General features: G+C 50.8%; 18 protein-coding genes. 3 read left to right on the top strand and 15 right to left on the bottom strand.

Annotated elements, in window-relative coordinates:
* Positions 1–67 precede the first annotated feature (67 nt).
* Positions 68–550 (top strand): Lrp/AsnC family transcriptional regulator, encoded by a 483-nt coding sequence (locus ACG2F4_RS02195; protein WP_395257855.1) that lies wholly within the window; start codon positions 68–70, stop codon positions 548–550.
* 31 nt (positions 551–581) lie between these two features.
* Positions 582–2,087 (top strand): hypothetical protein, encoded by a 1,506-nt coding sequence (locus ACG2F4_RS02190; RefSeq protein WP_395257853.1) that lies wholly within the window; start codon positions 582–584, stop codon positions 2,085–2,087.
* Here the strand turns inward: ACG2F4_RS02190 and rpoN are convergent, their stop codons facing one another.
* The 9 genes from rpoN to ACG2F4_RS02145 all read right to left on the bottom strand — a co-directional run bounded on the left by rpoN (position 2,088) and on the right by ACG2F4_RS02145 (position 14,525).
* Entirely contained in the window at positions 2,088–3,626 is a 1,539-nt protein-coding gene (gene rpoN, locus ACG2F4_RS02185) for an RNA polymerase factor sigma-54 (RefSeq protein ID WP_395257851.1), read from the bottom strand.
* Positions 3,623–4,216, bottom strand: a complete 594-nt coding sequence (locus ACG2F4_RS02180; RefSeq protein WP_395257849.1) for a DUF3109 family protein — start codon at positions 4,214–4,216, stop codon at positions 3,623–3,625. Before ACG2F4_RS02180 ends, rpoN begins: the two co-directional genes overlap by 4 nt.
* Positions 4,217–4,345: 129 nt before the next feature.
* Positions 4,346–5,467, bottom strand: coding sequence for a DNA-processing protein DprA (gene dprA / locus ACG2F4_RS02175; protein WP_395257847.1), 1,122 nt, complete (start codon positions 5,465–5,467; stop codon positions 4,346–4,348).
* Positions 5,442–6,440, bottom strand: a complete 999-nt coding sequence (obgE, locus tag ACG2F4_RS02170; protein ID WP_395257845.1) for a GTPase ObgE — start codon at positions 6,438–6,440, stop codon at positions 5,442–5,444. The genes dprA and obgE overlap by 26 nt, the downstream gene beginning before the upstream one ends.
* 71 nt (positions 6,441–6,511) lie before the next feature.
* Positions 6,512–8,707 carry a S9 family peptidase gene (locus ACG2F4_RS02165; protein WP_395257843.1) on the bottom strand — a complete coding sequence of 732 codons (2,196 nt, stop codon included), beginning with the start codon at positions 8,705–8,707 and terminating at the stop codon, positions 6,512–6,514.
* Positions 8,708–8,845: 138 nt separating this feature from the next.
* Positions 8,846–9,697, bottom strand: coding sequence for an acetyl-CoA carboxylase, carboxyltransferase subunit beta (gene accD / locus ACG2F4_RS02160; protein WP_395257841.1), 852 nt, complete (start codon positions 9,695–9,697; stop codon positions 8,846–8,848).
* A 132-nt stretch (positions 9,698–9,829) separates the two neighbouring features.
* Positions 9,830–10,498: a tRNA (adenosine(37)-N6)-threonylcarbamoyltransferase complex dimerization subunit type 1 TsaB gene (gene tsaB, locus ACG2F4_RS02155; protein WP_395257840.1), complete on the bottom strand. Its 669-nt coding sequence runs from the start codon at positions 10,496–10,498 to the stop codon at positions 9,830–9,832.
* Between the two features lie 233 nt (positions 10,499–10,731).
* Positions 10,732–12,810, bottom strand: a complete 2,079-nt coding sequence (locus ACG2F4_RS02150; RefSeq protein ID WP_395257838.1) for a DUF3857 domain-containing protein — start codon at positions 12,808–12,810, stop codon at positions 10,732–10,734.
* Positions 12,811–13,229: 419 nt separating this feature from the next.
* A complete protein-coding gene (locus ACG2F4_RS02145; RefSeq protein ID WP_395257836.1) occupies positions 13,230–14,525 on the bottom strand; it encodes a dihydroorotase in 1,296 nt (431 codons plus the stop codon).
* Positions 14,526–14,727: 202 nt separating this feature from the next.
* On the opposite strand from ACG2F4_RS02145, the gene xseA reads away from it, so the two are divergent.
* Entirely contained in the window at positions 14,728–15,933 is a 1,206-nt protein-coding gene (xseA, locus tag ACG2F4_RS02140) for an exodeoxyribonuclease VII large subunit (protein ID WP_395257834.1), read from the top strand.
* A gap of 220 nt (positions 15,934–16,153) precedes the next feature.
* Here the strand turns inward: xseA and pheA are convergent, their stop codons facing one another.
* From pheA to ACG2F4_RS02110, 6 genes are all read right to left on the bottom strand, one after another.
* The gene (gene pheA / locus ACG2F4_RS02135) at positions 16,154–17,314 is read right to left on the bottom strand and encodes a prephenate dehydratase (RefSeq protein WP_395257832.1); all 1,161 of its coding nucleotides are present in this window, start codon (positions 17,312–17,314) and stop codon (positions 16,154–16,156) included.
* 252 nt (positions 17,315–17,566) lie between these two features.
* On the bottom strand, positions 17,567–19,279 hold the full coding sequence (locus tag ACG2F4_RS02130; RefSeq protein WP_395257830.1) for an ATP-binding protein: 1,713 nt from the start codon (positions 19,277–19,279) through the stop codon (positions 17,567–17,569).
* Positions 19,280–19,475: 196 nt separating this feature from the next.
* Entirely contained in the window at positions 19,476–20,756 is a 1,281-nt protein-coding gene (locus ACG2F4_RS02125; RefSeq protein ID WP_395257828.1) for a hemolysin family protein, read from the bottom strand.
* 68 nt (positions 20,757–20,824) lie between these two features.
* Entirely contained in the window at positions 20,825–21,607 is a 783-nt protein-coding gene (locus ACG2F4_RS02120) for an enoyl-CoA hydratase/isomerase family protein (protein ID WP_395257826.1), read from the bottom strand.
* Positions 21,608–21,638: 31 nt separating this feature from the next.
* Positions 21,639–22,532: a hypothetical protein gene (locus ACG2F4_RS02115; RefSeq protein ID WP_395257824.1), complete on the bottom strand. Its 894-nt coding sequence runs from the start codon at positions 22,530–22,532 to the stop codon at positions 21,639–21,641.
* A gap of 10 nt (positions 22,533–22,542) precedes the next feature.
* Complete coding sequence (locus ACG2F4_RS02110) at positions 22,543–22,998, bottom strand: hypothetical protein (RefSeq protein WP_395257822.1); 456 nt, start codon at positions 22,996–22,998, stop codon at positions 22,543–22,545.
* Positions 22,999–23,009: the final 11 nt, after the last annotated feature.

Raw genomic sequence — 23,009 nt, 5'->3', positions numbered from 1 at the left:
GTTGCCTACCTAAATAATTTAAGTTAAATTAAATAGTTCATAGATAAATAAGGGTCGGATTTATAAAATGGCGCATACCTTAGACGAAATTGATATCAAGATTCTGAAGCACCTTCAAAAAGATGCAAGAGCGCAGCGGAACAAGCTGTCGGAGATCGTGCATCTTTCGGTTCCCTCTGTTTCCGAACGGATGAGGAAACTGGAAGAACGCGAACTTATCGAGGGGTATCATGCCGTGCTCAATTCACGCCGTTTTGAATTTGATATTACCGCGTTTGTGTTTGTTGAGGTGGATGGCTCCGACAATTATCCAAAGTTTGTCGAAAAAGCTATTGAAGAACCTGAAATCCTGGAGTGCTACTCCATCACTGGTGATGGTTCCCACATCCTGAAAATACGAACCTGGAACACCGAATCTTTTGAAAAGCTGTTATCCAAAATACAGTCGTGGAGCGGCGTCCATAAAACACGTTCCAACGTTGTGTTGACCAACTTCAAAGAAACACGTGAACTGCCCATAGAGCTGACCGGTACCATAGAAATCAAGTAAACTTTCATTTTCGCGTTTCTGCATTTCACTTATGAGCAGAATTCCGGTTGCACTCACGCTTTTGGCGTTTCTACTTGTATTGCCCCGCCCCGTCACTGCACAGCGCACGTTTGGCGTAGTCTGGGATGTGCCGGAAGACACCGGCGAAGCCCTGAACCAGCTTGACGACTTTAAGGACCTGAAAATAACCTATCTGGAGCTGGACGAACTGGTCTCCGACGCACTGTGGAAAGAGATCCAGCAGCGTAATTTCAGCGTTTTTATCCAGGTCCCGGTCCAGTATCCGGTGGTTGAAACGTTTGCGCGAACAGATTCCGCCCTCGCGCAGATTTACCAGCGCTTCCTTACGCACTACCAGGGGAAACAGGTGGAAGCGATCGGGGCCTTTGCTTATGGACAGACACACGACCCATCATTTTCCGAAGCCGTTAAACCTTTTACGGCCGAGCTTTCCTCCACGCTTTCAGTGCCCCTTTACTACAAAGAGTGGAACGCCGTCGGCCACCCCACAAGCACGTTGTTTGACTTTACCCTGACCAGGGTGAATGTGGATGCCGGTTTTACCTCGTCCTCATCCCCTGACTACCGCCTTCCGGCCTCTGGCGCATACCTGTATCATCCCTCTCCCTCACTGGCATCAAAAATGGCTCCCCTGAAATGGTTTTTCCAGACTACACGGGACACCCCCGATGCGATCCTTTTTTTTGACTCCGGCTGGCTATTGAATTTTGTTGAGGTTCATCAACCGGTTCAGCAAATACTGGTCGAACACGCCACCTTCCAGGATGCGGTATTTCCCCTGCCCCGGGAACGTATGCCCTCCGGCCATTCCCACAGCATTATCGTCCTGATACTGGTACTGGTATGGGGTACGGTTGCCCTGAACTACAGTTTTATGCCGACGTACCGGCGCTCGCTATTCCGTTTTTTTCACAGTCACAGGTTCTTCATTGAGGATGTTATCAAGCGCCATATACGGTCTGTTGTTCCCAGCCTTTTGCTTCTTATCCAGCACTCGATACTGAGTGGAATTTTCCTTTATTGTGCGGCAAGCACCTTTTTTTCCAGAGCCGGGCTAGAGGTTTTCTACCACTATTTTCCCACACTTTCGCTGTTTGGCAACGAATACTTCTCCTTTTTTGTGCTTGGACTGATCACTGCGTTCCTGTTTCAGACCGTATCCATACTGTGGCTCTATTTTGCCAACCGCAGCATCAATTATTTGAGCCAGATCTCCATTTTGTATTCCTGGCCTTTTCACCTGAACCTCGTTATAACCACGATCATTGTTACTATGCTGATGGCAGGCGCCAACGCTTACCTGCTTTCCATCTTTTTTATTCTCTTTACCGTGGTGCTGCTGCTCGATTTCCCGGTTACGGCGTACGATGCCGGGCAGAACGTCAATAGTTACAGGGGGCTCTACGCGATGGGCACCATCGGGCTGTATACGTTGCTACTGGCAATAGCGCTGTCTGCGATCTTCACCAACAGCTATCTGCTAAATATCATGGACCTGGCGATCGCCATTACGTAATCACATAATCTGCTTGCGAAGGCGGGCAACAGGAATATTCAGCTGTTCCCGGTATTTACTCACCGTCCGCCGGGCCACTTTGTATCCCTCTTTTTTCAGCTTGTCGGCGATAGCCTGATCGCTCAGTGGTTTCTGTTTATTCTCATTGTCAATGATCTGCTGAAGGGCATTTTTTACTTCGCGATTCGAAACCTCTTCCCCGCTTTCCGTCTCAAGTCCTTCACTGAAAAAATATTTTAACTCAAACACCCCAAAATTGGTTTGTACATACTTTCCGTTCACCACCCGCGATATCGTCGAAATATCCAGGTTTACCCGTTCAGCGATATCTTTCAAAATCATCGGTTTCAGCCCCTCCCCGTGCTTAAAAAACTCCTCCTGCAGGGCTACGATCGTCTTCATCGTATTCATAAGCGTATTCTGGCGCTGGCGGATAGAATCGATAAACCATTGGGCCGAATCGATCTTGTCTTTTATGAAGTTTTTTGTCTCTTTTACGCTTTCATTTGCTTCCTTCTTGTTCTTTTTTTTGAGGTCATCCCACATTTTTTTGTAGCGGGGAGATATCCGAAGGGCCGGTACATTCCGGTCGTTCAGCTTGATAATAAAATCTCCCTCCCCGGTCTCTTTTCCCTCTTCATCCGTCATCGGCTGGTAGCGAACCTCAAAATCCGGTTCGATATAATTCTGGGTATCCTCTACTTCCGTACCTCCCCCGCCCGGTTTGGGATCGAGCCCCTTGATACAGTCGAAAGCCTCTTTCAGCTGTTCATCCCCGATATTGAGTTTCTTTTTCAGCTTGCTGAAATGTTTTTTTTCAAACAATTTCCAGTGATTTTCGAGCATCTTGATCGCGATTTTTCTGCCGCTCGATTCATCCTCCATCATCTCCAGCTGCACCAGCAGACAATCCCGCAGATCGGTTGAGGCGATGCCCGGCGGATCAAGCCGCTGGATCTGTTTTCGCACTTTTTCGATCTCCTCTTCTGAAACCAGCACCCCCTCGTTGAAGGCTATATTATCGACCACCGCTTCCAATTCCCGGCGGAAATAGCCGTCATGGTCGAGAGAGCCGAGGATCTGGTCGGCAATCAGTTTTTCATTTTCATTCAAATTGAGCAGGCCTACCTGCTGTTCCAGCTCTTCCAGCAGCGACTCGTGGTAGGGGTTAGGCAGGTCGCGCCACTCCTCATTGGCCCCGGACCCGGAATACCCGCCGTAGTTCTCCCCTTCGTACTCCGTATTGTGCATAAATTCTTCCCAGTCGACCTCCTCATTTTGGTCCACCGGATCAAGCTCATCGCTTTTCTCTTTTTGCTCTTCCCAGTCTTCGGGCGAATCCAGCCGCTCATCGGTCTGCAGCTCCTCCGGTTCGGCTTCCTCAAGCACCGGATTCATCTCCATCTCCTCCTTGATGCGCTGCTCCAGGGCAATAGTGGGCAGTTGCAGGAGCTTGATGTACTGGATCTGCTGCGGAGATAGCCGCTGTTGCTGCGACTGTTTTTGACTTAACTGTTGGCTCTGGCCGGTTTTAATCATACGTCAACCGTTTCATTATTAACTCTGATCTTGTTGCATGCTTCAAGGAACTCGCTGTACCACTCTTCCCCGTACCGTCGGATCAGCGGCTTTTCCAGGAAGTCGGACAGCCATATGCCCTCCTTCTTTCCACGGTCGCACCCGGCGCTGCAGAGACTGGGGAAATAGGTAAAATTCGCATAATCCAGGTCAACTAAACGTTTCAGACGAATCGGGAACAGATGACAGCTCAGCGGTTTTTCCCAGGAAAACTCATCCTTGTAATAGGCTTCCTGTATGGCACATTTCGCATTGCCATGCGGATCAAAGGTCACAAAAATGCACTCGCCGTCATCCACGCAGCTGAGTTCATAACCGTGCTTCTTATCCCCCTGCACAAGTCCCTGCTCCTCCACCGCCTGCACTGCCTCCGGTCGGAGCCGGTCTTTCAACCGTCGATACGCTTTTTTTAGCACGGGTATCTCTTTTTTGTCAACCGGGGCGCCCGCATCCCCCACTACGCAACACGCTCCCCTGCATCTGCTTATGTTGCAGGCGAACTTTGCCGTAGCGATATCTTCCGATAATATAGTGTTTTGTACTCTAAACATTGGGCTCCCAAAATACCTTTTCTATCTCCTAATTTAAAAGACGAATTGAATAGCCGTTCACTGTTCAGCCTGGCACGGGCTTCTCGGCCTCGTGAGGGTTCCTGAAAGTCCGGCAATTTTATCAATAGTTTACCGCAACTCAAAATTTTTACCCGCGGTTTGGCGTACGCACTCCTGTATCTCCAGCTCAAGCAATTTTGGCAGCAGTTGGTGGGTGGACCTGCCGAGCCGCTCCGCCAGCTCATCGACATGTTTTGGGGATTCCTCCAGCAGTTCACATATGGAAACCGACAACGAATCCAGCTCTTTACGCTTCCATCTTCGCTCGGCGGGCTCATGATCATTTTGTACCGGATTTTTCCGGTGGATATCGATCTCGTATAAAATATCATCCACCGTTTGAATCAGCTTGCCCTGCCCGGTTTTTATTAGATGGTTGCAGCCGATCCCCGTTTTGGAGCGAAGAGAGTGGGGTACCACAAAGACCTCCCGGTTTTGGTCCAGGGCCGAAGAGGCGGTGATCATACTTCCGCCTTTCAATCCGGACTCGACCACCACCGTCCCCAGTGTCAACCCGCTGACGATGCGGTTGCGAACCGGGAAATTTCCCGCATCCGGCTCGGTACCGGGGGGGAACTCGGTAATAACCGCCCCGCCCTGTTCGGCCATCTCAAAAGCAAGCCGAATATTTTTGGAGGGATAGATATTGTCAATCCCGGAACCCAGTACAGCAATAGTTCGGCCCCCGGCCACCAGTGTACCACGGTGAGAAGCCGCATCAATTCCATATGCCAAGCCGCTTACCACCGTGAGTCCGGCGGCAACGAGCTCGCCGGCCAGGTCCCTGGCGATATCCTTCCCGTAGTCCGAGGCGCTGCGGGTGCCCACTATTGCGATCGCATCAGTGTCGAGAACTGCTGCATCTCCCCGAACCCAGAGCAGGATGGGGGGATCGTAGATCTGTTTCAGGAGCTTGGGGTAGGCTTCGTCGGCGATGGTAAGTAAAGAAAAGTCGGCGTGCTGCGTCTTCTCTATGATTCGGTCGGCTTCTTTCCAGTCATCAAAGGCCAGGATCTGGTTGGCTGTAGCCTCCCCGATACCATAAACGGACGTAAGCTGGGTACGGCTGAGCCGGAATACATCCTGCGGTTGGTCCACCGCCTTCAGCAGCGCCCGAATGCGCTGGGCACCCAGGTTCGGTATCAGATTTAATGCGACAAGCTCTCTAAGATGTTGATTCGTTGTCTCCAATGGTAGATTTCAGTTGCTCCCAGATGAGTTCTTTAAGTTCTTCCATATGGTACCCTGTTGCAGCCGAAATTTCAACCGTGGGAATATCGAGGTCTATCTCCTCTTCCAGCTCATAATTTTCCTTCAGATCCATCTTCGTGATTGCCAGAATGCGGGGTTTATCCAGCAGATCCGAACGGTAGGCCTCCAGTTCGTTAAGCAACGCGTTATATTCATATTCCACATCCTGCTGGCAGCTGACCATAAAAAGGAGCAGGCTGTTACGCTCAATATGACGCAAAAACTGGATTCCCAGCCCGCGCCCGTCGTGTGCCTCTTCGATGATCCCGGGAATATCGGCCATGACAAACGTACGGTAGTCAGCCAGCGTGATAACTCCCAGGTTTGGTTCAAGCGTAGTAAAGGGATAGGAATCGATCTTCGGCTTTGCCCCTGACATGGCTGAGAGCAAGGTGCTTTTACCGGCGTTGGGAAATCCCACCAAGCCCACGTCAGCAAGCAGTTTAAGCTCAATTTCAATCGTTCGCTCTTCGCCCGGTCTTCCATCCTCCGCCTTGTTGGGCGTCTGGTTGGTCGAACTGCGAAAATGCCAGTTCCCCCGCCCCCCCTTGCCTCCGCGGGCCACTACCATCTGCTGCTCGTGTTCCGTTATTTCGCCCAGTCGTTCACGGGTATCGGCGTCATAAATCACGCTGCCGAGCGGAACTTCCAGGAGCTCATCCTCCCCGTCTTTGCCCCGCTTCTTGCTGGATTTTCCATTTTCGCCATGACCGGCCTTCACAAATTTTCGGTAGCGCAGGTCGAGCAATGTGTTGAGCTGTTCATTTCCCTGCAGGATGATGTCGCCGCCGTCGCCGCCGTCGCCGCCATCCGGTCCTCCGCGAGGTACATACTTTTCCCGCCGGAAGTGAACAGAACCATCCCCTCCACTTCCCGCTGTTAAATAAATTTTGGCGTAATCGGCAAAGCGCATGGCAATATCGATTGAAATATTATGAACAAGTAGATTAAATGTTCGATGTTCCCTGTCCGGGATTTGAGTTTCTACAACTCTTCGAGGATGAAATCGGTCATCATCCGGTAGAGATGGCGCCGGGTATTGCCTCCGTAAATCCCGTGGTTTCGATCCGGGTAGAACATCGATTCAAACTGTACTCCCGCCTCGACAAGTTGATTTACCAGCTCAATACTGTTTTGGAAATGGACGTTGTCATCGCCGGTGCCGTGAACGAGCAGGTATTCACCTTTGATATTATCGACCTTGTAGATGGGTGAACCCTCCTGATATCCATCGGGGTTCATATCGGGGGTCTGCATAAACCGCTCGGTGTAGATCGTATCATAAAAACGCCAGTGCGTAACCGGGGCCACGGCGATACCGGCCTTGTATAGATCGCTGCCTTCGGCCATCAACAGGGTCGACATGTAGCCGCCGTAACTCCATCCCCAAATACCAATGCGGTCGGGATCCACATATTCATACCGGTCGATAACATACTCGATGGCATCAATCTGATCTGTGACTTCATACTGCCCCAGTTTTTTATACACCTGTTTCTCAAAGTCGCGCCCCCGGCCACCGGTACCCCGGTTGTCGATACTGAGGATGATATATCCCTTCGTAGTCAGGTAGCGATGCCACATGGGACGCTGCCCTGTTCCAAACTCTTTGTCCACTGTCTGGCTGCCCGGTCCCCCGTACACATATACCAGCACCGGATATTTCCTGGAGGGATCAAAATCGTGCGGTTTCAGCATGTAGGCATTAAGTTCAGCCTGCGGGAGAGAAATCCCGAAAAACTCTTTCCGGGGCATGTTGTATTCCTCCCACTGGCTGTAGAGGGGGGCGTTGTCCTGCAGCACTCTTACCTGCCTGCCATCCCCCCTGTGCAGGGTGTAGCGGGGCGGGTCCGCGGGACCTGATGAGGTCTCGATATAATATTTATAATCGCGGCTCATATTCACCGAATTCCAGTTATCTCCGTCACTCAGCTTCCTTTTGTTCTCCCCCGTAATGCTGATGCTGTAAAAATGCCGTTCCAGCGGCGACTCTTCCGTGCTTATATAATAAAGTTGCCGGTTCTCCTCGTTAAAACCCAAAAAATTAGTGACCTCCCAGTCTCCTTGTGTTATCTGGCGTATCAACTCTCCCTCCATACTGTACAGGTACAGATGGTTGTAGCCCGACTCTTCACTTGCGTAGATAAACTGTTTGCCGTTTTCCAGGAAGGTCAGATCATCATTGACATCAATCCAGGTTTCACTTCGTTCAGTCTTGATAATTTCCGTTTCACCGGTTTCCGCATCTGCAAGTATGAGCTCCTGGCGATTCTGCATCCGGTTCATGCGGCGTATAGCCAGTGTCTCAGAACTCTGTGTCCAGTTTACCCGGGGAATGTACTGATCACGATCGCTGTCGATATCCATCCAGGTGGTGCGGGCGGATGCGAGATCGTATACTCCTATTTTGACAACAGAATTTTGCTCACCCGCCTTGGGATATTTAAATTCAGTAAGCTTGGGATACAGCGGGCCCCAGTCGGTCATAAAAAACTCCTTGACGTCTGTTTCATCAAAACGATAGAAGGCGATTTTTGACCCGTCGGGCGACCAAAACCATGCTTTGGCAAATCCGAATTCCTCTTCGTAAACCCAGTCGGCAGCCCCGTTTATTATTTTACCCTTCTCCCCGTCGGTTGTAATCGGGGTTTCTTCGCCGGTATTCAAATTCACCCAATACAGGTTGTTATCAATGACAAACGCGGCTTTGTCCCCTTCCGGCGAAAGCTGAGCATACTGCTGTTTTTTTTCCGAACGGGTCAACTTCTGGAGTTCGCCGGTCTGCAGGTCATATACAAAATAGTTCTCTTTTGTACTGCGCCGCCAGATCTGCTCAACGTCCGTCTTAATCATGAGCTTGGATTCGTCAGCGGAAAACTGGTAATCCTGGATGATAATCGGGTGATTCCGCCCGTCGTTTTCGAGTTCTGAACTTGTTACGATAACCTCGTATTCTCCGGAGGTAATATCGTATTTCCGGAGCTCCAGGTCTCTCTCCGTCCGCACAAGCGTAGTGTAAAACTGTCCGTCCCGCATCCAGTTTACATTGCGAACAGATTCCGGCTCAAAGGTTCCGTCAAAGATATGATCAAATTCCAGTTGCTTCGTTTGCTGAGCAACTGCCGGTCCGCTGACAAATGCCCAGGAAAAAAGTACAGAAAGCAGTAAAATATTCTTCATAAATTTAACTAATTTGAGTAAAGAACTTATTGTCACACTACCGGTGACCGTTGCTGCCAACGGGAGATGGCATTGCAGCGGAGCCGTACTCCTGGAAACCAGCTGTCCCTGCATACCTCCCTGCAGGTTGACAACGTTTTATTCTTCGAATTTGTGTGTGACGATTTTTAACAGTTTGGTGAGCTTCGATTTCATCTGTGTACGTTTAACGATAAAATCCAGAAATCCGTGTTCAAGCAGATATTCTGAAGTCTGAAACCCCTCGGGCAGATCGCGACCAATGGTTTGACGAATAACGCGCGGGCCTGCGAACCCGATAAGCGCCCCGGGCTCGGCGATATTGAAATCCCCCAGCATGGCAAAACTGGCCGTAACCCCCCCGGTAGTGGGATTGGTCATGACGGATATATAGGGAACGCCCGCCTCTTCCAGTTGTGCAAGCTTGGCAGAGGTTTTGGCCATCTGCATCAGACTGAGTACGCTTTCCATCATGCGGGCACCGCCTGATTGTGAAATAATGATCAGCGGTATTTCATTTTCGCGGGCATGATCAATCGCCCGTGCTATACGTTCTCCCACAACCGACCCCATGCTGCCGCCAATAAAGTCAAAATCCATGCAGGCGATCACCACCTCCAGCTCATTCATCCGGCCTATTCCTACACGGAGAGCATCGGAATGACCCGTCTTATCCTGGTATTCTTTCAAGCGATCGCTGTACTTTTTTCGATCTTCGAACTCCAGGGGATCGGCAGGCTGTATCTCCTGCCCGATTTCTTCAAACTCCCCGTCATCAAACAGGAACGAAAAATACTCTTCGCTGCCTACCCGGAAATGATACCCGCTCATGGGATCGACCCACAGGTTCTCCTCCAGCTCGCGCCGGTGAACCGTTTCGCCGGTGGTCGGTACTTTTACCCAGACACCTTCCGGCATCTCCTTGCGCTGTTCGGTCTGGATGTTTTTGTCTTTTCGTTTAAACCAAGCCATGCATCATTATTTTAGTTCAAATGAAAGCCCAAAATAACGATTCTGCACCGAAGCTGAAACGGTTTATTTTAGCTGGCTTTTGACCTCTTTTCTTGGCTTTACTCCCGAGCATAAAAAACTACTGGCGCAAGCCTATTTTTTTGCCTGCCGAGAAGTGTAGTATTTGGGATCGTAGCTCTCGGGATCGGCTCGGGTAATGAAAGGAGAGCCCTGGCCGGAATTATTGTAAAGTGTAATGAGCGCCCGAGCGGTAATCTGTTCAGGACCGAAAACGGAAGCATTTTTCAAGACCTCTTCATCAATGCGCTTAGTCCCTGTTCCTACGACGGTATCACCCGGTTTTATCATCTCCTGTACCTGCTCAATCGGCTTAATTTCTACCTCGGTCTCTGCCTGCAAGCCATCTTCTTCAACAGCAAAAGCCTGGTGGTACAGGTGTACCCGCCGTGCATCAATGACTGAATGAATGGTTTCGGATTTTATTCCCTGATCAAACACCGACTGCGCAAACCCGGCCAGCGTGTTGATGGCATACAGCGGAATTTCGGTACCAAACAGCAGCCCCTTTACCGCACTGGCGCTGATCCTCAGCCCCGTGTAGGAACCCGGTCCCTCGCTTACCAGTACCGCTTTCAGGTCCGAAACGGCAAATCCCTGCTCCTTCATCAGCTCCTCCAGAAACAGGAACAGTTGTTCTGAATGAGCACCGCGTTTCTCAATCCGTTTCTCATGGATTTGACCGCCATCGTCTTTGAAGGCCACGGAGCATACGTTGGTAGCAGTTTCAAACGCCAGAAGCATTTTAGTTATTTGTGATTAGTTATTGGTTATTAGTGATTGGCTGATTCCAAGATAAATGTCAGAGCAATATATTTCGTATTGCGTACTGCGTATTTGAAAGAGCCTCTTCTTGAACCGGCGCGAGGGCCCCGATCGTGTCCCATATGGTATAGACTATCACGAGCAGATGCCTGCGCTGGTAGGTGGATACAGGCAAAAGTAATACGCATTACGGAATACGAAATACGCAACTTTCAATTCCGTTTAATCTGCCAAGTCATATTGCTCAGTTTCACCCATCGCTCATACAGGTCCAGCAACTGGGGATATAGCTCCGGCTCAAACTGCTTGCGCGCTATATCAATCTCATACCCGTAGCGGACCCACTGCCCCAGCGACTGGTATGACTCCATCAGTTCGGCCCCTGACAGCTGTATCGAGCGGTTCTGGGTTCCTTCTCCCAGGGTATACCCGTCCGGAAGCTTGATTCGAAAGGAGAGATCCAGCCTCTCCGGGGCATCAAGCGTGACGGGCAGATCCCGCTCTTCATCACCGAAGGGATTGCTCATCAGCGAACCCACAACCAGTGGCCGGTAGTCTAGGCCATCCGTGTAGCTGGTAGCGTATCCCCTGATTGCAACATTCGCAATTATCTTAACCGTATCCTTGTACTGTTGCAAATTTTGTATCCGTACGTCTTCCAGCGCTACATCGGGATATCCCTCGAACATCGCCTCCCGCAAAATCTGATCATACCCTGCCCCCCCTGCCGCCTTTTCACGAATCAGTCGTGCGGGATACCCCACATGTTTCGTCGTAATCGTACCCCTGAGATTGCCCTGCGGATCGAGTTCAGCATCCAGGTTTGTATTAATGGAAAATATGCTGAATTCCGGCCTGAGTTCAATCCAATCATACGATTCCTTCTTCAGGAGCAGGCCGGTTTCATTATAGGTTTCCACCGGCAGCAGGTTTGGATGGCTGTGGGAATAACTCGCATCCATAAAATAGCCTTCTCCGTCAATTTCGGAATAGGCAAGCATTCCGTTGAACTGGTAATAGGAGGGAAATGATCGGTTGATCCGGCCATACTGCCGGGTAGAGATAAGCAGCGGCCACGCATCAATCCCTGCTCCCCGCAGCATAGCTGTCAATGTTTGATTTATGGCCGGTTGGCTCACCAGTGCTCCGCCCAGCACGCTGTCGCTCCGCATCTCGCTGAACGCCCCCCTGCTATCGCTAAACCGGGCCATACTGTTCAGGTACCGGAAGATACTGTCCTGTGCCAGTACCGGTGTTTCAAACTCATCCGCAATCTGTTTGCCCGCCTTACGGGCCTGTTCGTCCTTTTCTATTACCGACCAGGGATTTTGGTTTCGCCGCAGCTGCGCTACGACAATTTCCCAGCTGTTCTCCAGGCGCTGTCTCGGAATACCGAACTCCTTCAACTGGAATTTGAGTTTTCCCCGGTAGTCATCGATGGAGGAGATAAACGCCTCTTGTTCAACTCCCGGAACGTCGCGGGCGATCCAGTGATCCAGTACCAGCGGATTTGGGCGCGGCAGTGAAAACACTTTGGGCACGGAACTGGTGTCAATACGCTGTCTTACATGGTGAATCTCCCCGTCAAAGTCGACGGGAACCACTTCGTAGCGCAAATATTCGGGATTCTGAATGGTCGCCTTGGCAAATGCAGTTGGCACCTGGTGAGCAAGGTAGAAGTCCGGCAACTCCTCTATATAACGTCTCTTCTTTTTATAGGTATATTCAATGACCGAACCGTCGGTCACCCCCGGCATCGTGAACTCCTTCACATTATACCGGGTATTGAGATTGATAGTGCGGATTTGCTCCTCCTGCAGGGGCAACTGGTCTCCATCCGGCGTGTGGGTGTAGCCTTCAATCTGTTCAACGGCTTCTACTCCATCTTTGAAATAGTATGGAATCGCAATAATGGACGCCTGCGTGGCCCGGGCGTCAAACACTTTGATCCGAATGTGATAGTCGAGTGTGGCTACAATGGATTTTTCATCCTCTTCGAACGTAATATTCACGTCCTTGTAGGCATAAAAGTAGGGCGCCGAAGGGTCCTGCTGATACGCCTCCAGGGCAAACAGGGAATCCGGAATTTCACCAAACCGGGCATCCGGGATGCCCTCCGCCCCGTTGATATGCCGATCCTGCGAAAACCCGTTTAAAAAAAAGAAAAACAGGAGCAATCCCAATACAGCAAGATGCCTGGCCAACGGAGCCCCGTTTACCTGCAAACAGACCGGTTTATTTTTCCGGCGTACAGAAAATTCATATGACAAGCGGTATTCAGTACCAATCATGGAAGATCACATCAAATTCCAAGCGTATCCAATACTTTCATTTATATCTAAAAAATAGCTAACGCAGTTGTCGCAGATCCATTCCAGCTGAAGCTCCTGACCGTTTAGCCAGCGGGTAGCATTTAGGGAGAGCGTTGCCCAACGGTTGTTGAGCCCGCCCCAGGATCCCGGCACGTCTCCGATGCCTTTTCTAACCCGGATTTCTCACGATTATTTTGGGTGAAATCATGTAAACTCATGGATGACCATAACTTATCCCATTTTTACTGCCAAATTATCATTACAGTCTGTAACAGGCTGTGAAATGGGCCTTTCAGCTGCGTTGAAGGACAAATCACCTGCTCAACGTACCAACGTACGCCTGCACGGCCATTTGCCCTTCGCCTTGCTGAAAAACAAATTTCTTGGTGAGGTCCGGGCTAAAGGGTATTCAAAACAAAACGGCCTTTGTTATAGATCGCTTCGGCACGTCCAGTCATTTTGCTGCCCAGGTAGGGTGAATTCCCGGATTTCGATTTTACATGCCGCTCCTCGAATTTCCACTCCTGGTCGGTATTAAAGATTGTCAGGTTGGCAGTCGCGCCTTCCTCAATTTTGGGAATATCCAGGTTCAGTATTTTGCGGGGATTGACCACCAGTTTCCGCAGTAGCTGATCCAGCTCAAGCTTGCCCGGCTTGAGCAGGCGGCGCACGCATACGCCCCAGGCGGTTTCCAAACCGATAATGCCGTTCGGGGCATAGATAAACTCCACCTCTTTCTCTTCTATAGCGTGGGGGGCATGGTCGGTACAGATCGCATCGATGGTGCCGTCGGCCAGCCCTTCAATCATCGCTTCCACATCTTTGGCGGTGCGCAGCGGAGGATGCATCTTGCAGTTGGTATCGAAATCACGTTTTTCAATTTCCTCATCTGTAAGGTCAAAATGGTGGGGACACACCTCGGCCGTTACATTTACGCCGTCCGCCTTTGCCCGCCGTACCAGTTCAACCCCTTTGGCCGTGCTGATATGTGCAATATGAATATGTCCGCCGGTAAACTCCGCCAGCAGCAGGTCCCGGGCTATCATTACTTCTTCGGCGATGCCGGGTGTCCCGTCGAGTCCAAGCCGGGTAGAAACTTTGCCCTCGTGCATATGTCCCGGCCGGGACAGTTTAAGATCCTCCTCGTGATTGATGATCGGCATGCCCAGCATGGAGGAATATTCCAGCGCCACACGCATCAGCTGTGCATTGGAAACCGGATCGCCGTCGTCGCTGAACGCCACGGCGCCACCCGCCTGCATGTCCGCCATTTCAGCAATAGAATCTCCTTCCCGCTCTTTCGATACACACCCTATCGGATGGACTTCAACCGGCAGGTTCTCCGATTTTTTCTTAATAAACTCCACTACATCGCGGGTATGAATGGGGGGATTTGTATTTGGCATGCAGGCTACTTCCGTAAACCCGCCAAAAGCTGCTGCCGCGGAGCCGGTTTCTATGGTTTCCTTGTGCTCAAACCCCGGTTCGCGAAAGTGCACGTGCATGTCTATCCAGCCAGGCGAAATGCAGGCGCCATCAAAATTTCGGACTTCTTCACTTTCACTGGAATTCAGTTTTTTCCCTATCTCAACAATCTTGCCATCCCGGATACGCAGATCCAGGGATTCGCGGTCGCGGTGGCGCCGGCTGACCGGAACAACATTTTGAAACAGAATATCGGGCGTATCACTCATGCAAACTTTCCTTTATTTTTGTTGGCAAATATACGTGTTTTAAGGTGAATTCAATAACGGCCTTGCAGGATGGGATTCTACCCTCTGGTCGCATCATTATCATTTTAAAAATATCCCGATTTAAATTTTAACCTGTACAGCACTCAGTATCTGACAGTTCATGTTCCTCCACTACTGGGAGCTGGTCTCTTGAAATCACGCTATGTCGCAATCCGATCTTTTTACTCCGTCTGTACTCTCGGTTTCCGAGCTTACCGAAGATATTAAAACCCTGCTTGAGGGCAATTTTATGGATATCAAGGTGGAAGGGGAGATCAGCAACGCCAGTACCAGCGCCAACGGTCACACCTATTTTACCCTGAAAGATGAGGATGCCCAGCTTTCGTGCGTCATCTGGCGGGGAGTTGCCCGGCGCATCGGGGGGGAGCCGGTCATCGACGGCCAGCAGATCATTGCCGGCGGGGATATCCAGGTGTATCCTCCTCACGGCAAGTACCAGCTTATCGTGCGATCGGTAAAACAGGCGGGGTTAGGTGCCCTGCAGGAGGCGTTCGAAAAACTAAAAGCCCGGTTAAAGGAAGAGGGCCTGTTTGATGAGAAACACAAGAAGCCGCTTCCCAAATTTCCGCAGCGGATCGGCGTCATCACTTCCGAAACCGGGGCTGCCTTTCACGATATCCGCGACACCCTGGAACGGCGCTGGCCGGTGGCCCGGGTTCTGCTTCACCATGCCAGCGTACAGGGCGTAAACGCCGCGCCGGAGCTCGTCAAAGCCATCAACTGGTTTTCCAGCCGTCAAAATGTGGACCTTCTGATCGTCGGGCGCGGGGGTGGTTCGCTAGAGGACCTCTGGCCGTTCAACGAGGAAGCGGTGGCCCGGGCTCTGTTCAACTGCACGATACCGACAGTCAGCGCGGTGGGACACGAGGTCGATTTCAGCATTTCCGACTTCGTGGCTGACGCCCGGGCTGCCACGCCGACCCAGGCCGCCATCGTCGCCACCCCGGATATCAACGAGTACCGGATGCTCGTGGACGATCTCAGTACCACGCTAAGGGAATCGGTTACAGGTCGCATTGAAGATCAGAAGGAGCGCGTTCGTCAACTTGTAAAGTCACATGCCCTGCTGGCTATCAAGCAAAAAGTCGTTACCAATCGCGAGCATATACATAGTCTCCTCGCACGCCTCAGTCACCGCCGGGAGATGCTCTTTATGAAGAAAAGAGAACAGCTTACCGATCTTGTTTACCGCATGGAAAACAAGAATCCGAACCTGCCGCTGGAGCAAGGCTATGCCCGAATCTGGCAAGAGGACCGGTGGATCAAACAGGCTGCAGAATTTGAATCTGACCGGGCTGCCCGGCTCGAGTGGAAGGATGGAGAGGTGACCGTACGAGACGAATCCTAACTTTATCCCTGTCCCAAACAGTTTCGGTTTCTTCGAGGGTTTTGCAAAATCCTCAACTCCTCGTTCAGAGGGAGTTGTACTCCCGTTTAAAGGTCAATAAATAGAGTCGATGGTACAACCCCCTCTCAACACAACAGCAGGTTCTGCAAAAGTCTCTTTCATAACTTTCTCCGTTTACCCTGCATATTTTTACCAAACACCGACCCAGAAAGTGCACCTGCTAATCCTGTTCATCCGAGTGCCATCCCATCTGGGTCGGGTAGCAGCCAAGTATTTTTAATGAACTGGATTTATCCCGTAGCTCATCAAGAGCGGCATCCACATCGGGATGATCCATATTGCCTTCGATATCCAGGTAGAACTGGTATTTCCAGGGCTCATTGGGCTTGGGACGGGATTCCAGCTTCACCATGTTGATGCCGCGATCGGCCAAAATATTGAGGCAGCCCACCAGGTCTCCCTGCTGGTGCCCGGTAACCAGTAACATGGAGGTTTTGCACGGAATCTGGGGATCGCAATGTATCGGTTCGGGAGCCACGATCACAAATCGCGTAAAATTCTCTTTTTGATTGGCGATATCCCGCTCCAGGATCTGGAGTCCGTAAAGGTCGGCGGCGTGCGCCCCGGCGATCGCCGCCTGGGAAAGATCCCCGTCCTCAACCACTTTTTTAGCAGCCATCGCCGTATCGATATACGATTCCACTTTGCAGCGGTGAAGTCCGGCCAGGAAGTTACTGCACTGGGCGATCGCCTGCGGGTGTGACATAATGCGGCGGATACGATCTACAGGGATCGATTCCAGTGCCAGCAGGCAATGGATAATCCGGATTACCTCTTCACCCACGATATGCAGATTATCCTCTCCCAGGATATCGTAGGTTTCATTAATAGACCCCGCGGTGGTATTCTCGATCGGGAGAATCGCATAATTGTGCTCTCCCTTCATCACCGAATCCGCGGCCTGCTTGAAGGTATCATATCCATAACTTTTAACTTCGGAATAACGCTCCTCAAAATGCCGGAACGCCGCCTGGTGGCTGAATGCCCCCTCGGTACCCTGGTATGCCACGGATACACTTTCCTGCTTTCCCTTTTTATTCTGGTGGTCTACAAGCGAATGCGTTTGAAAGCGAACGGAGTGATCCAGGATATCGCGATAAAGCTGTTCGGCAAAGTACCGATCCAGGCCGTGCTCCCGCGCCAGGTTAGTAATGCGCTGCAACAGCTGTTCTTCCCGCTCGTGATCCCGTATTGCTCCCTGCTCCTCAATTTTGAGCGAAGAAACCTGCTGAATCACTTCCTGCCGCTTGGCCAGCGATTCAATAATATTTTTGTCGATCCGGTCCAGTGCATCCCGGATTTGTTTTAACTTTTCGTCCATGGGTTTCCGTAAAGATCCTGTTTGTAAAATGAAGCGGAATATAAGAAGAGCAACGCAGAATTATGAATGGGATTGTTGGCAGATGCTGCTTGTTTCTGAGAGCCGTGTCAAGAGGAATTTATGTACAATTTTACCTGATTGATAATTCTTTATCCAATTACGAATTACGCGGAGGGGGGGGGGAACTCTCCCCAACGCTGGCTGCAGCTCCCAACGGCCATTGTTCATTGCTCATCGACACACTCCGCACGGCTATTCTATCCGGTATTTTAGCGTCTCAATCTTGTCGAGTATTTCGCCGCGGTCCATCTCCTGGTAGCGTTCCGGCAACAGCTCTTTTGAGGTACACTCGATAACGGCGCTCAATGTCTGGAGTTCGATCTCCTCGGGATATGTCGGGGGGAGGAAATCGGTCAGGGCGGCGTCCAGTATCTCAGGGGTAACCTGCTCCTCTCCTTCGGCGGCAGCGCGGAATTTCGCCCGGGTCAACGCCGCCTCCATATCGGCCCCGGAAAATGTTTTAAGCCCGTCTTTAATTATTTTGGGCAGGTACTCCTCGGTTAGCTGAATTCCTGTTTTTTTTCTCATTACTTCAAAAAGTTCCACCCGCTCCTCTTCTGTGTAAGGGTGAAACAGGGCCAGGTGCTCTTCGGCTCTTCCCTGGCGCTTCAGGTCGACCGGCATCAGGTCGGGTCGGGCCGTCATCAGGAACCAGATAATTTCGCCCCGGTGGCTGGTATCACTCATAAAAGAAGCGATCTGCGAAAATACGCGGCTGGAGACGCCGCTGTCTCCGCTCGAATCGCGATCCCCCAGGTAGGCATCCGCTTCATCGATCATCACCGCAACAGGGGCCATCGCCTCCAACAGGTTTAGGATTTTTTCCAGGTTCCCTTCGGTCACTCCCTGCCACTGGCTGCGGAAATTTTTCAATTTCACCATCGGTATGCCGACCTCACTGGCGAAGCAGGTCACCATAAAGGTTTTGCCGGTGCCGACGGGTCCACATACAAGGTAACCCATCGGCAGTACATCCTGGCGCCCACGCTTTAGAGCCGTGACCGCCTGGCGCAAATGCTTCTTAACCTTGGTATGTCCTGCAACATCATCAAGGTCATAGGCAGTTTCAACAAATTCCAGCAGGCCGTAAGCTTCTGCTTCAATTAGCTCTTTCTTGGTTTCAGTCAGCCCTTCATGGGTGATCTTTTCCCTGTTTTCCTTGGCATTTGAGATAATGCTGCGAATATTAATGAAATTTAGTCCCGCCGTTTGCCGGGCCAACACGCCAGGGGGTACAGCAGAAACGGTGGAATACTCATCACCGGCCGTCTCCGACTCAATAAAAGTGAGTCGCTGTTTTTCGTCCGGTATGCCGATCCCGATATTGGTGGTATAGGGATTCTGGATGAGCGTCCGGTTGAGATCGGTCATGTTTTCCGTAATCAGAACTGTCGTAAAATCAGATGCCAGGAAAAGAGGGTCGTGCGCCCATCGAGAAAGGTAGACCAGGGAATTTCGATCTTCAGATCCCGATGAGCCCGCCTCATTCATCGGCACGATTGTTTCGGCATAATCTACAATCAGGGCGATGCTCTTTTGGTTTTCCAGCCGTACACGCAAGTACTGCTCAAGAATTGAAAACACGCGAACAGGATCTTTGGGCAGGTTTTTGGCGTATTCCGTTCCCACAAGAGAATCTCGACCGGCAATGGCCCGGTTAAAATCTTTTTGACTCTCCTTGTCCCGAAAATAGATACCCGAGGAGCGATCGTAAAAAATCACAAAATCGCGTGCCCCGAAGAAGTCGTCAGAGAGAAACGATTTCAGCCTTAAAAAATCGGTTTTTCCGTTTCTCTCAAGAGGTACCAGATCATGAACATTGCCGTGAAGAATAAACTGATTAATGGTACGTCCCAAATACTTTTGCGCGAACTCCTGCGCCCACTCCGGATAATGCTCAAACATTCTTGGTTATTCGTTATTGGTTAACTCGTTGTTGGTTAGCAGAGGCTGCTTATTTCTAAGTACATAGTCAATGTTTGACTTAACGTATTGCGTATATGGGACTATTGTCTGAAACAACGATTTATCCAATACGCAGTACGAAATACCATATTGCATCTCCCCCCGAACGCCGGCAATAATTATCAATTGCTCACCGTCACTGTTCGCTGCCGAGGATCAGCTTTACATTTTCTATGCGACTTGGGGAGGCTTTGCTTATGATAAATTTATTGCCGTCAAGCAGCAGCTCCTCGTTCACTTTCGGGATCCGGCCCAAAGCGTTGATAATGTACCCCGCCACAGTTTCATAATCGGCCGTTTCTTCCGGCAGGTTGATCTCGGGATAGGCCTCCAGGAGATCCTCAATCTCCACATTGCCACTCAGCACGTAGGTATTGGGAGAAAGTCTCTTCATAACCTGATCCTCGGTATCATACTCGTCCTGGATATCCCCGACCACCTCTTCCAGCAGATCCTCAATGGTTACCATCCCGGCGGTTCCCCCATATTCATCAATAACAACGGCCACCGAAAGATTAGATTTGCGAAATTCGGATAACAGGTCTTTTGACCGCTGGGAAGGCGGAATCAACTTGATCGGGCGCATTATCTCGGTAAGGCTGCCGGGATTGTTAAACAGATCATGAGCAAAGATTACGCCCACGATATCGTCGATGGTCTCTTCATAAACAGGCAGTTTTGAAAAGCCCGAAGAGATGAACACCTTCAGTGTCTCTTCAATGCTCGTGTTCTTTTCTATGGCCACCATATCCGTGCGGGGTATCATCGACTCCTTTACCCGTTTGTTGGAGAGCTCCAGCACATTATGCAGTATTTCAGAATCCTCCCTGTCGAGATCAGAGCCGCCCACATCCCGCAGCTCCTTGAAAATGAGTTCGATATCCTGCCGCCTGAATACCTGTCCCGTGCGATCGATTTCCGGGTTTATTGTCCTGATAATAGCATCAGACGCTATATCAGCAATAACGATCAGTGGCTTGAACAGCCAGTGGAAAATCTGCTGGGGAACTGAAATCAGCCGTACGATCCAGTCGGAATGGATCCGGAAAAGCGCCTTCGGCAAAATTTCTCCAAACAGCATAATAACAACCGAAGCCACGATGGTCTGGATCGCCAGCATCATTGCTGGTGAGGGAATATGGCCAAACCAGTTCTCATAGATCATTGACACCGGGGCCGCAAGGAAAAGCGTCATCAGGGTGGCATAAATAACGTTCACAATATTATTGCCGACCAGCGTGGTGGTAAGAAATGTTTCCGGATTCCGGATAAAGTAGTTGACCGACCGGCCGACCAGCGACTTTTTGCGAGATTCAATCTCCAGCTTCAATCGGTTTGCCGAAACGAATGCGATCTCAGAGCCGGAGAAAAAACCGCTGAGCAGTATCGTTACCAGTATGAGCAGTAGTTCAATCATTCAGGTGGATTAGAAAATCAGAAGAAACAGTGTTATTGGCAACCAGGAGGAACAAATATTAATCCTGTTCATTTTCCCTGGAATTCAGGGGATCTTTTTTCAAGAAATGCGGTCGTGCCCTCTTCTGCATCCTCGGTGCTGCAGAGGTAACCAAAAAGTTCAGCCTCGGACTGGAATCCCCCGGCCGCACCCGACTGGTAAACCGCCTGTAGTGCCCCGCTTACTGCAAGTGGACCATTTTCAAGAATCTCATTCATCAGATTTTGGGCGCTCCCCATCCCCTCGGTCTCCGGCACCAGCATATTGACCAATCCCAGCCGGTGGGCTTCTTCAGCGGAAATATGATTGCCGGTTAATATCAGTTCCAGGGCTTTGGCACGTCCAACGATGCCCGGCAGGCGCTGTGTTCCCCCGTACCCGGGGATCAGTCCCAGACTAACTTCCGGGAACCCAAAAACAGCCTTCCGGGTTGCCACCCGCATGTGGCACGCCAACGCCAGTTCAGCCCCTCCGCCCAGGGCATATCCATTTACAAGGGCGATGACCGGCTTTCGGATCTCTTCGACAGACTGGAATACCTGTTGTCCTTTCAGAGATTTTTCCCTTCCGCTTTGTTCATCCAGTCCACGCAGCTCCCGAATGTCGGCACCGGCGACAAACGCCTTTTCTCCGGACCCGGTAATAATAACTCCCCGCGTTGAATCGTCCTCTTTGATTTTATTGATTACCTGCCCCAGCTCATCGAGAAGCGTGCCGTTCAGGGCATTGAGTTTATCGGGCCGGTTAATCGTTATGTAGGCGACTCCGTGTTCATCCAGCTCGAAACGTAGGGTTTTGTAGGTATCACTCATAATTCATGCCAATGATGTAGCCTTGCCTTTTCTATTCCTGCATTCTTTCACGGGAGGTACCGCCCGTTGATTCAATATCCTTCTCGATCTCCGGAATGTCGATACTGATGTCTTCTTCAAAATCCATTTCATCGAGATCCGAATACAGGGGAAAAATATTCTTGTCGAGGTCCTCGATAATCTGGGACGTCTCCTCCACCTCCTCGAGGAGATTGTCAAGCTGAAAGCCGATCTCTTCGGGATTGCTCATGGTCATCGACTGCTCATAGATGTATCGTATCGCATCCTCGATCGTCTCCAGGTGGGTCTCGCAGATCAGGTATTTCTCCTTGGCGATTTCAAACTTTTTCAGGCGCTTCTTTAATATCCTGATGCGACGGGCCTTGGTACGTTTCAGCCGCTCCGATTCCACTCCTTCAATCTCCGCCTCCTCTTGTTCCACCTCCCTCTTCAGTCCCTCTTCCACCGAGGTGTTCATATACAGCTGATAGCGCTTGTGGAGGTCGAGCAGGGTGAGGTAGTTGGAAATCAGTTCCTCAATCTTTTTGCGAATATTCTCCAGCAGCCCCTGGGAGCTGTAGGGCAGTTTGTCAAAATTCTCTTTAGTGAGTTTGGCCAGGTGCTTCAGTACCAAAAACCGGCGCCTGCTTTTTTCATCCAGATCGCGGAATACCGTTTTGTCCCCGGCAGCAGCATTTCGCTCCCGGAGCTTCTTCAATTTTACATTTTTGCGGAATCGCGGCAGTCGGGGTACAATCCCCAGGTACATCAACTCGGTACCAAACGTCATGGTCAGTATCAGGTTCGAGATCAGTCCGACGTCCGCCAGGACAAAAGCCGAAATCGCCGCCACGAGCAGCCCCCCCATATTAAGGGGATGTAAAAACGCTTCCCGTGTGTAGTTTATCGAATCATCTTTTTCCATATTGTAAGCCTCAGCTTTCGCTCTGGGTAGTATCATCTTCCGGCGGGGACTTTGCCGACCCCACCGTCTTCTCTACATGCATGTTGCCGGCCTGCCGCTCGATCTCATTGTACAGCTTTCCCATTTCAAGCTTTACCTGCTTCAGGGTTTCCCGGGCCTTCGTTTTCTGCATCTCTTCATCGCGCTCCTGTTCACTCATGCCCCCGTGTTGCTTTTCATCCTCAGCCAGGCTCTCCATCGCCACATCCAGCCGGGCTTCCACGCTGGCGATCTTGCTTTTAACCGTAAACAGCAAATCGTCGAACGAGTCCATCAACTCGGACGTATCCATGTTGCGCAGGGCTTCCGTGATATTTCTTTTGCGCCTGGTGCGGTTTAGCTGCTCTTTGGCCTCCCGCATTTTGCGGTAGTGCTGCTTGTATTCCTCTTTCAGGCGTTCGCGCTGTTTCCGGCTTTCTTCGGACATCGGTTCTGGCC

The organism is Halalkalibaculum sp. DA3122, assembly GCF_043951865.1.
Taxonomy (GTDB): domain Bacteria; phylum Bacteroidota; class Rhodothermia; order Balneolales; family Balneolaceae; genus JAMQKA01.
The sequence above is the reverse complement of the archived record's forward strand: the minus strand, read 5'-3'. Positions and strand labels throughout refer to the sequence as shown.

What these genes read in the sequence shown, in the direction of transcription:
- ACG2F4_RS02195 (WP_395257855.1), top strand. Translation starts at nt 68, where the DNA reads ATGGCGCATACCTTAGACGAAATTGATATCAAGATTCTGAAGCACCTT.
- ACG2F4_RS02190 (WP_395257853.1), top strand. Translation starts at nt 582, where the DNA reads ATGAGCAGAATTCCGGTTGCACTCACGCTTTTGGCGTTTCTACTTGTA.
- rpoN (WP_395257851.1), bottom strand. Translation starts at nt 3,626, where the DNA reads ATGATTAAAACCGGCCAGAGCCAACAGTTAAGTCAAAAACAGTCGCAG.
- ACG2F4_RS02180 (WP_395257849.1), bottom strand. Translation starts at nt 4,216, where the DNA reads ATGTTTAGAGTACAAAACACTATATTATCGGAAGATATCGCTACGGCA.
- obgE (WP_395257845.1), bottom strand. Translation starts at nt 6,440, where the DNA reads ATGCGCTTTGCCGATTACGCCAAAATTTATTTAACAGCGGGAAGTGGA.
- ACG2F4_RS02165 (WP_395257843.1), bottom strand. Translation starts at nt 8,707, where the DNA reads ATGAAGAATATTTTACTGCTTTCTGTACTTTTTTCCTGGGCATTTGTC.
- accD (WP_395257841.1), bottom strand. Translation starts at nt 9,697, where the DNA reads ATGGCTTGGTTTAAACGAAAAGACAAAAACATCCAGACCGAACAGCGC.
- tsaB (WP_395257840.1), bottom strand. Translation starts at nt 10,498, where the DNA reads ATGCTTCTGGCGTTTGAAACTGCTACCAACGTATGCTCCGTGGCCTTC.
- ACG2F4_RS02150 (WP_395257838.1), bottom strand. Translation starts at nt 12,810, where the DNA reads ATGATTGGTACTGAATACCGCTTGTCATATGAATTTTCTGTACGCCGG.
- ACG2F4_RS02145 (WP_395257836.1), bottom strand. Translation starts at nt 14,525, where the DNA reads ATGAGTGATACGCCCGATATTCTGTTTCAAAATGTTGTTCCGGTCAGC.
- xseA (WP_395257834.1), top strand. Translation starts at nt 14,728, where the DNA reads ATGTCGCAATCCGATCTTTTTACTCCGTCTGTACTCTCGGTTTCCGAG.
- pheA (WP_395257832.1), bottom strand. Translation starts at nt 17,314, where the DNA reads ATGGACGAAAAGTTAAAACAAATCCGGGATGCACTGGACCGGATCGAC.
- ACG2F4_RS02130 (WP_395257830.1), bottom strand. Translation starts at nt 19,279, where the DNA reads ATGTTTGAGCATTATCCGGAGTGGGCGCAGGAGTTCGCGCAAAAGTAT.
- ACG2F4_RS02125 (WP_395257828.1), bottom strand. Translation starts at nt 20,756, where the DNA reads ATGATTGAACTACTGCTCATACTGGTAACGATACTGCTCAGCGGTTTT.
- ACG2F4_RS02120 (WP_395257826.1), bottom strand. Translation starts at nt 21,607, where the DNA reads ATGAGTGATACCTACAAAACCCTACGTTTCGAGCTGGATGAACACGGA.
- ACG2F4_RS02115 (WP_395257824.1), bottom strand. Translation starts at nt 22,532, where the DNA reads ATGGAAAAAGATGATTCGATAAACTACACACGGGAAGCGTTTTTACAT.
- ACG2F4_RS02110 (WP_395257822.1), bottom strand. Translation starts at nt 22,998, where the DNA reads ATGTCCGAAGAAAGCCGGAAACAGCGCGAACGCCTGAAAGAGGAATAC.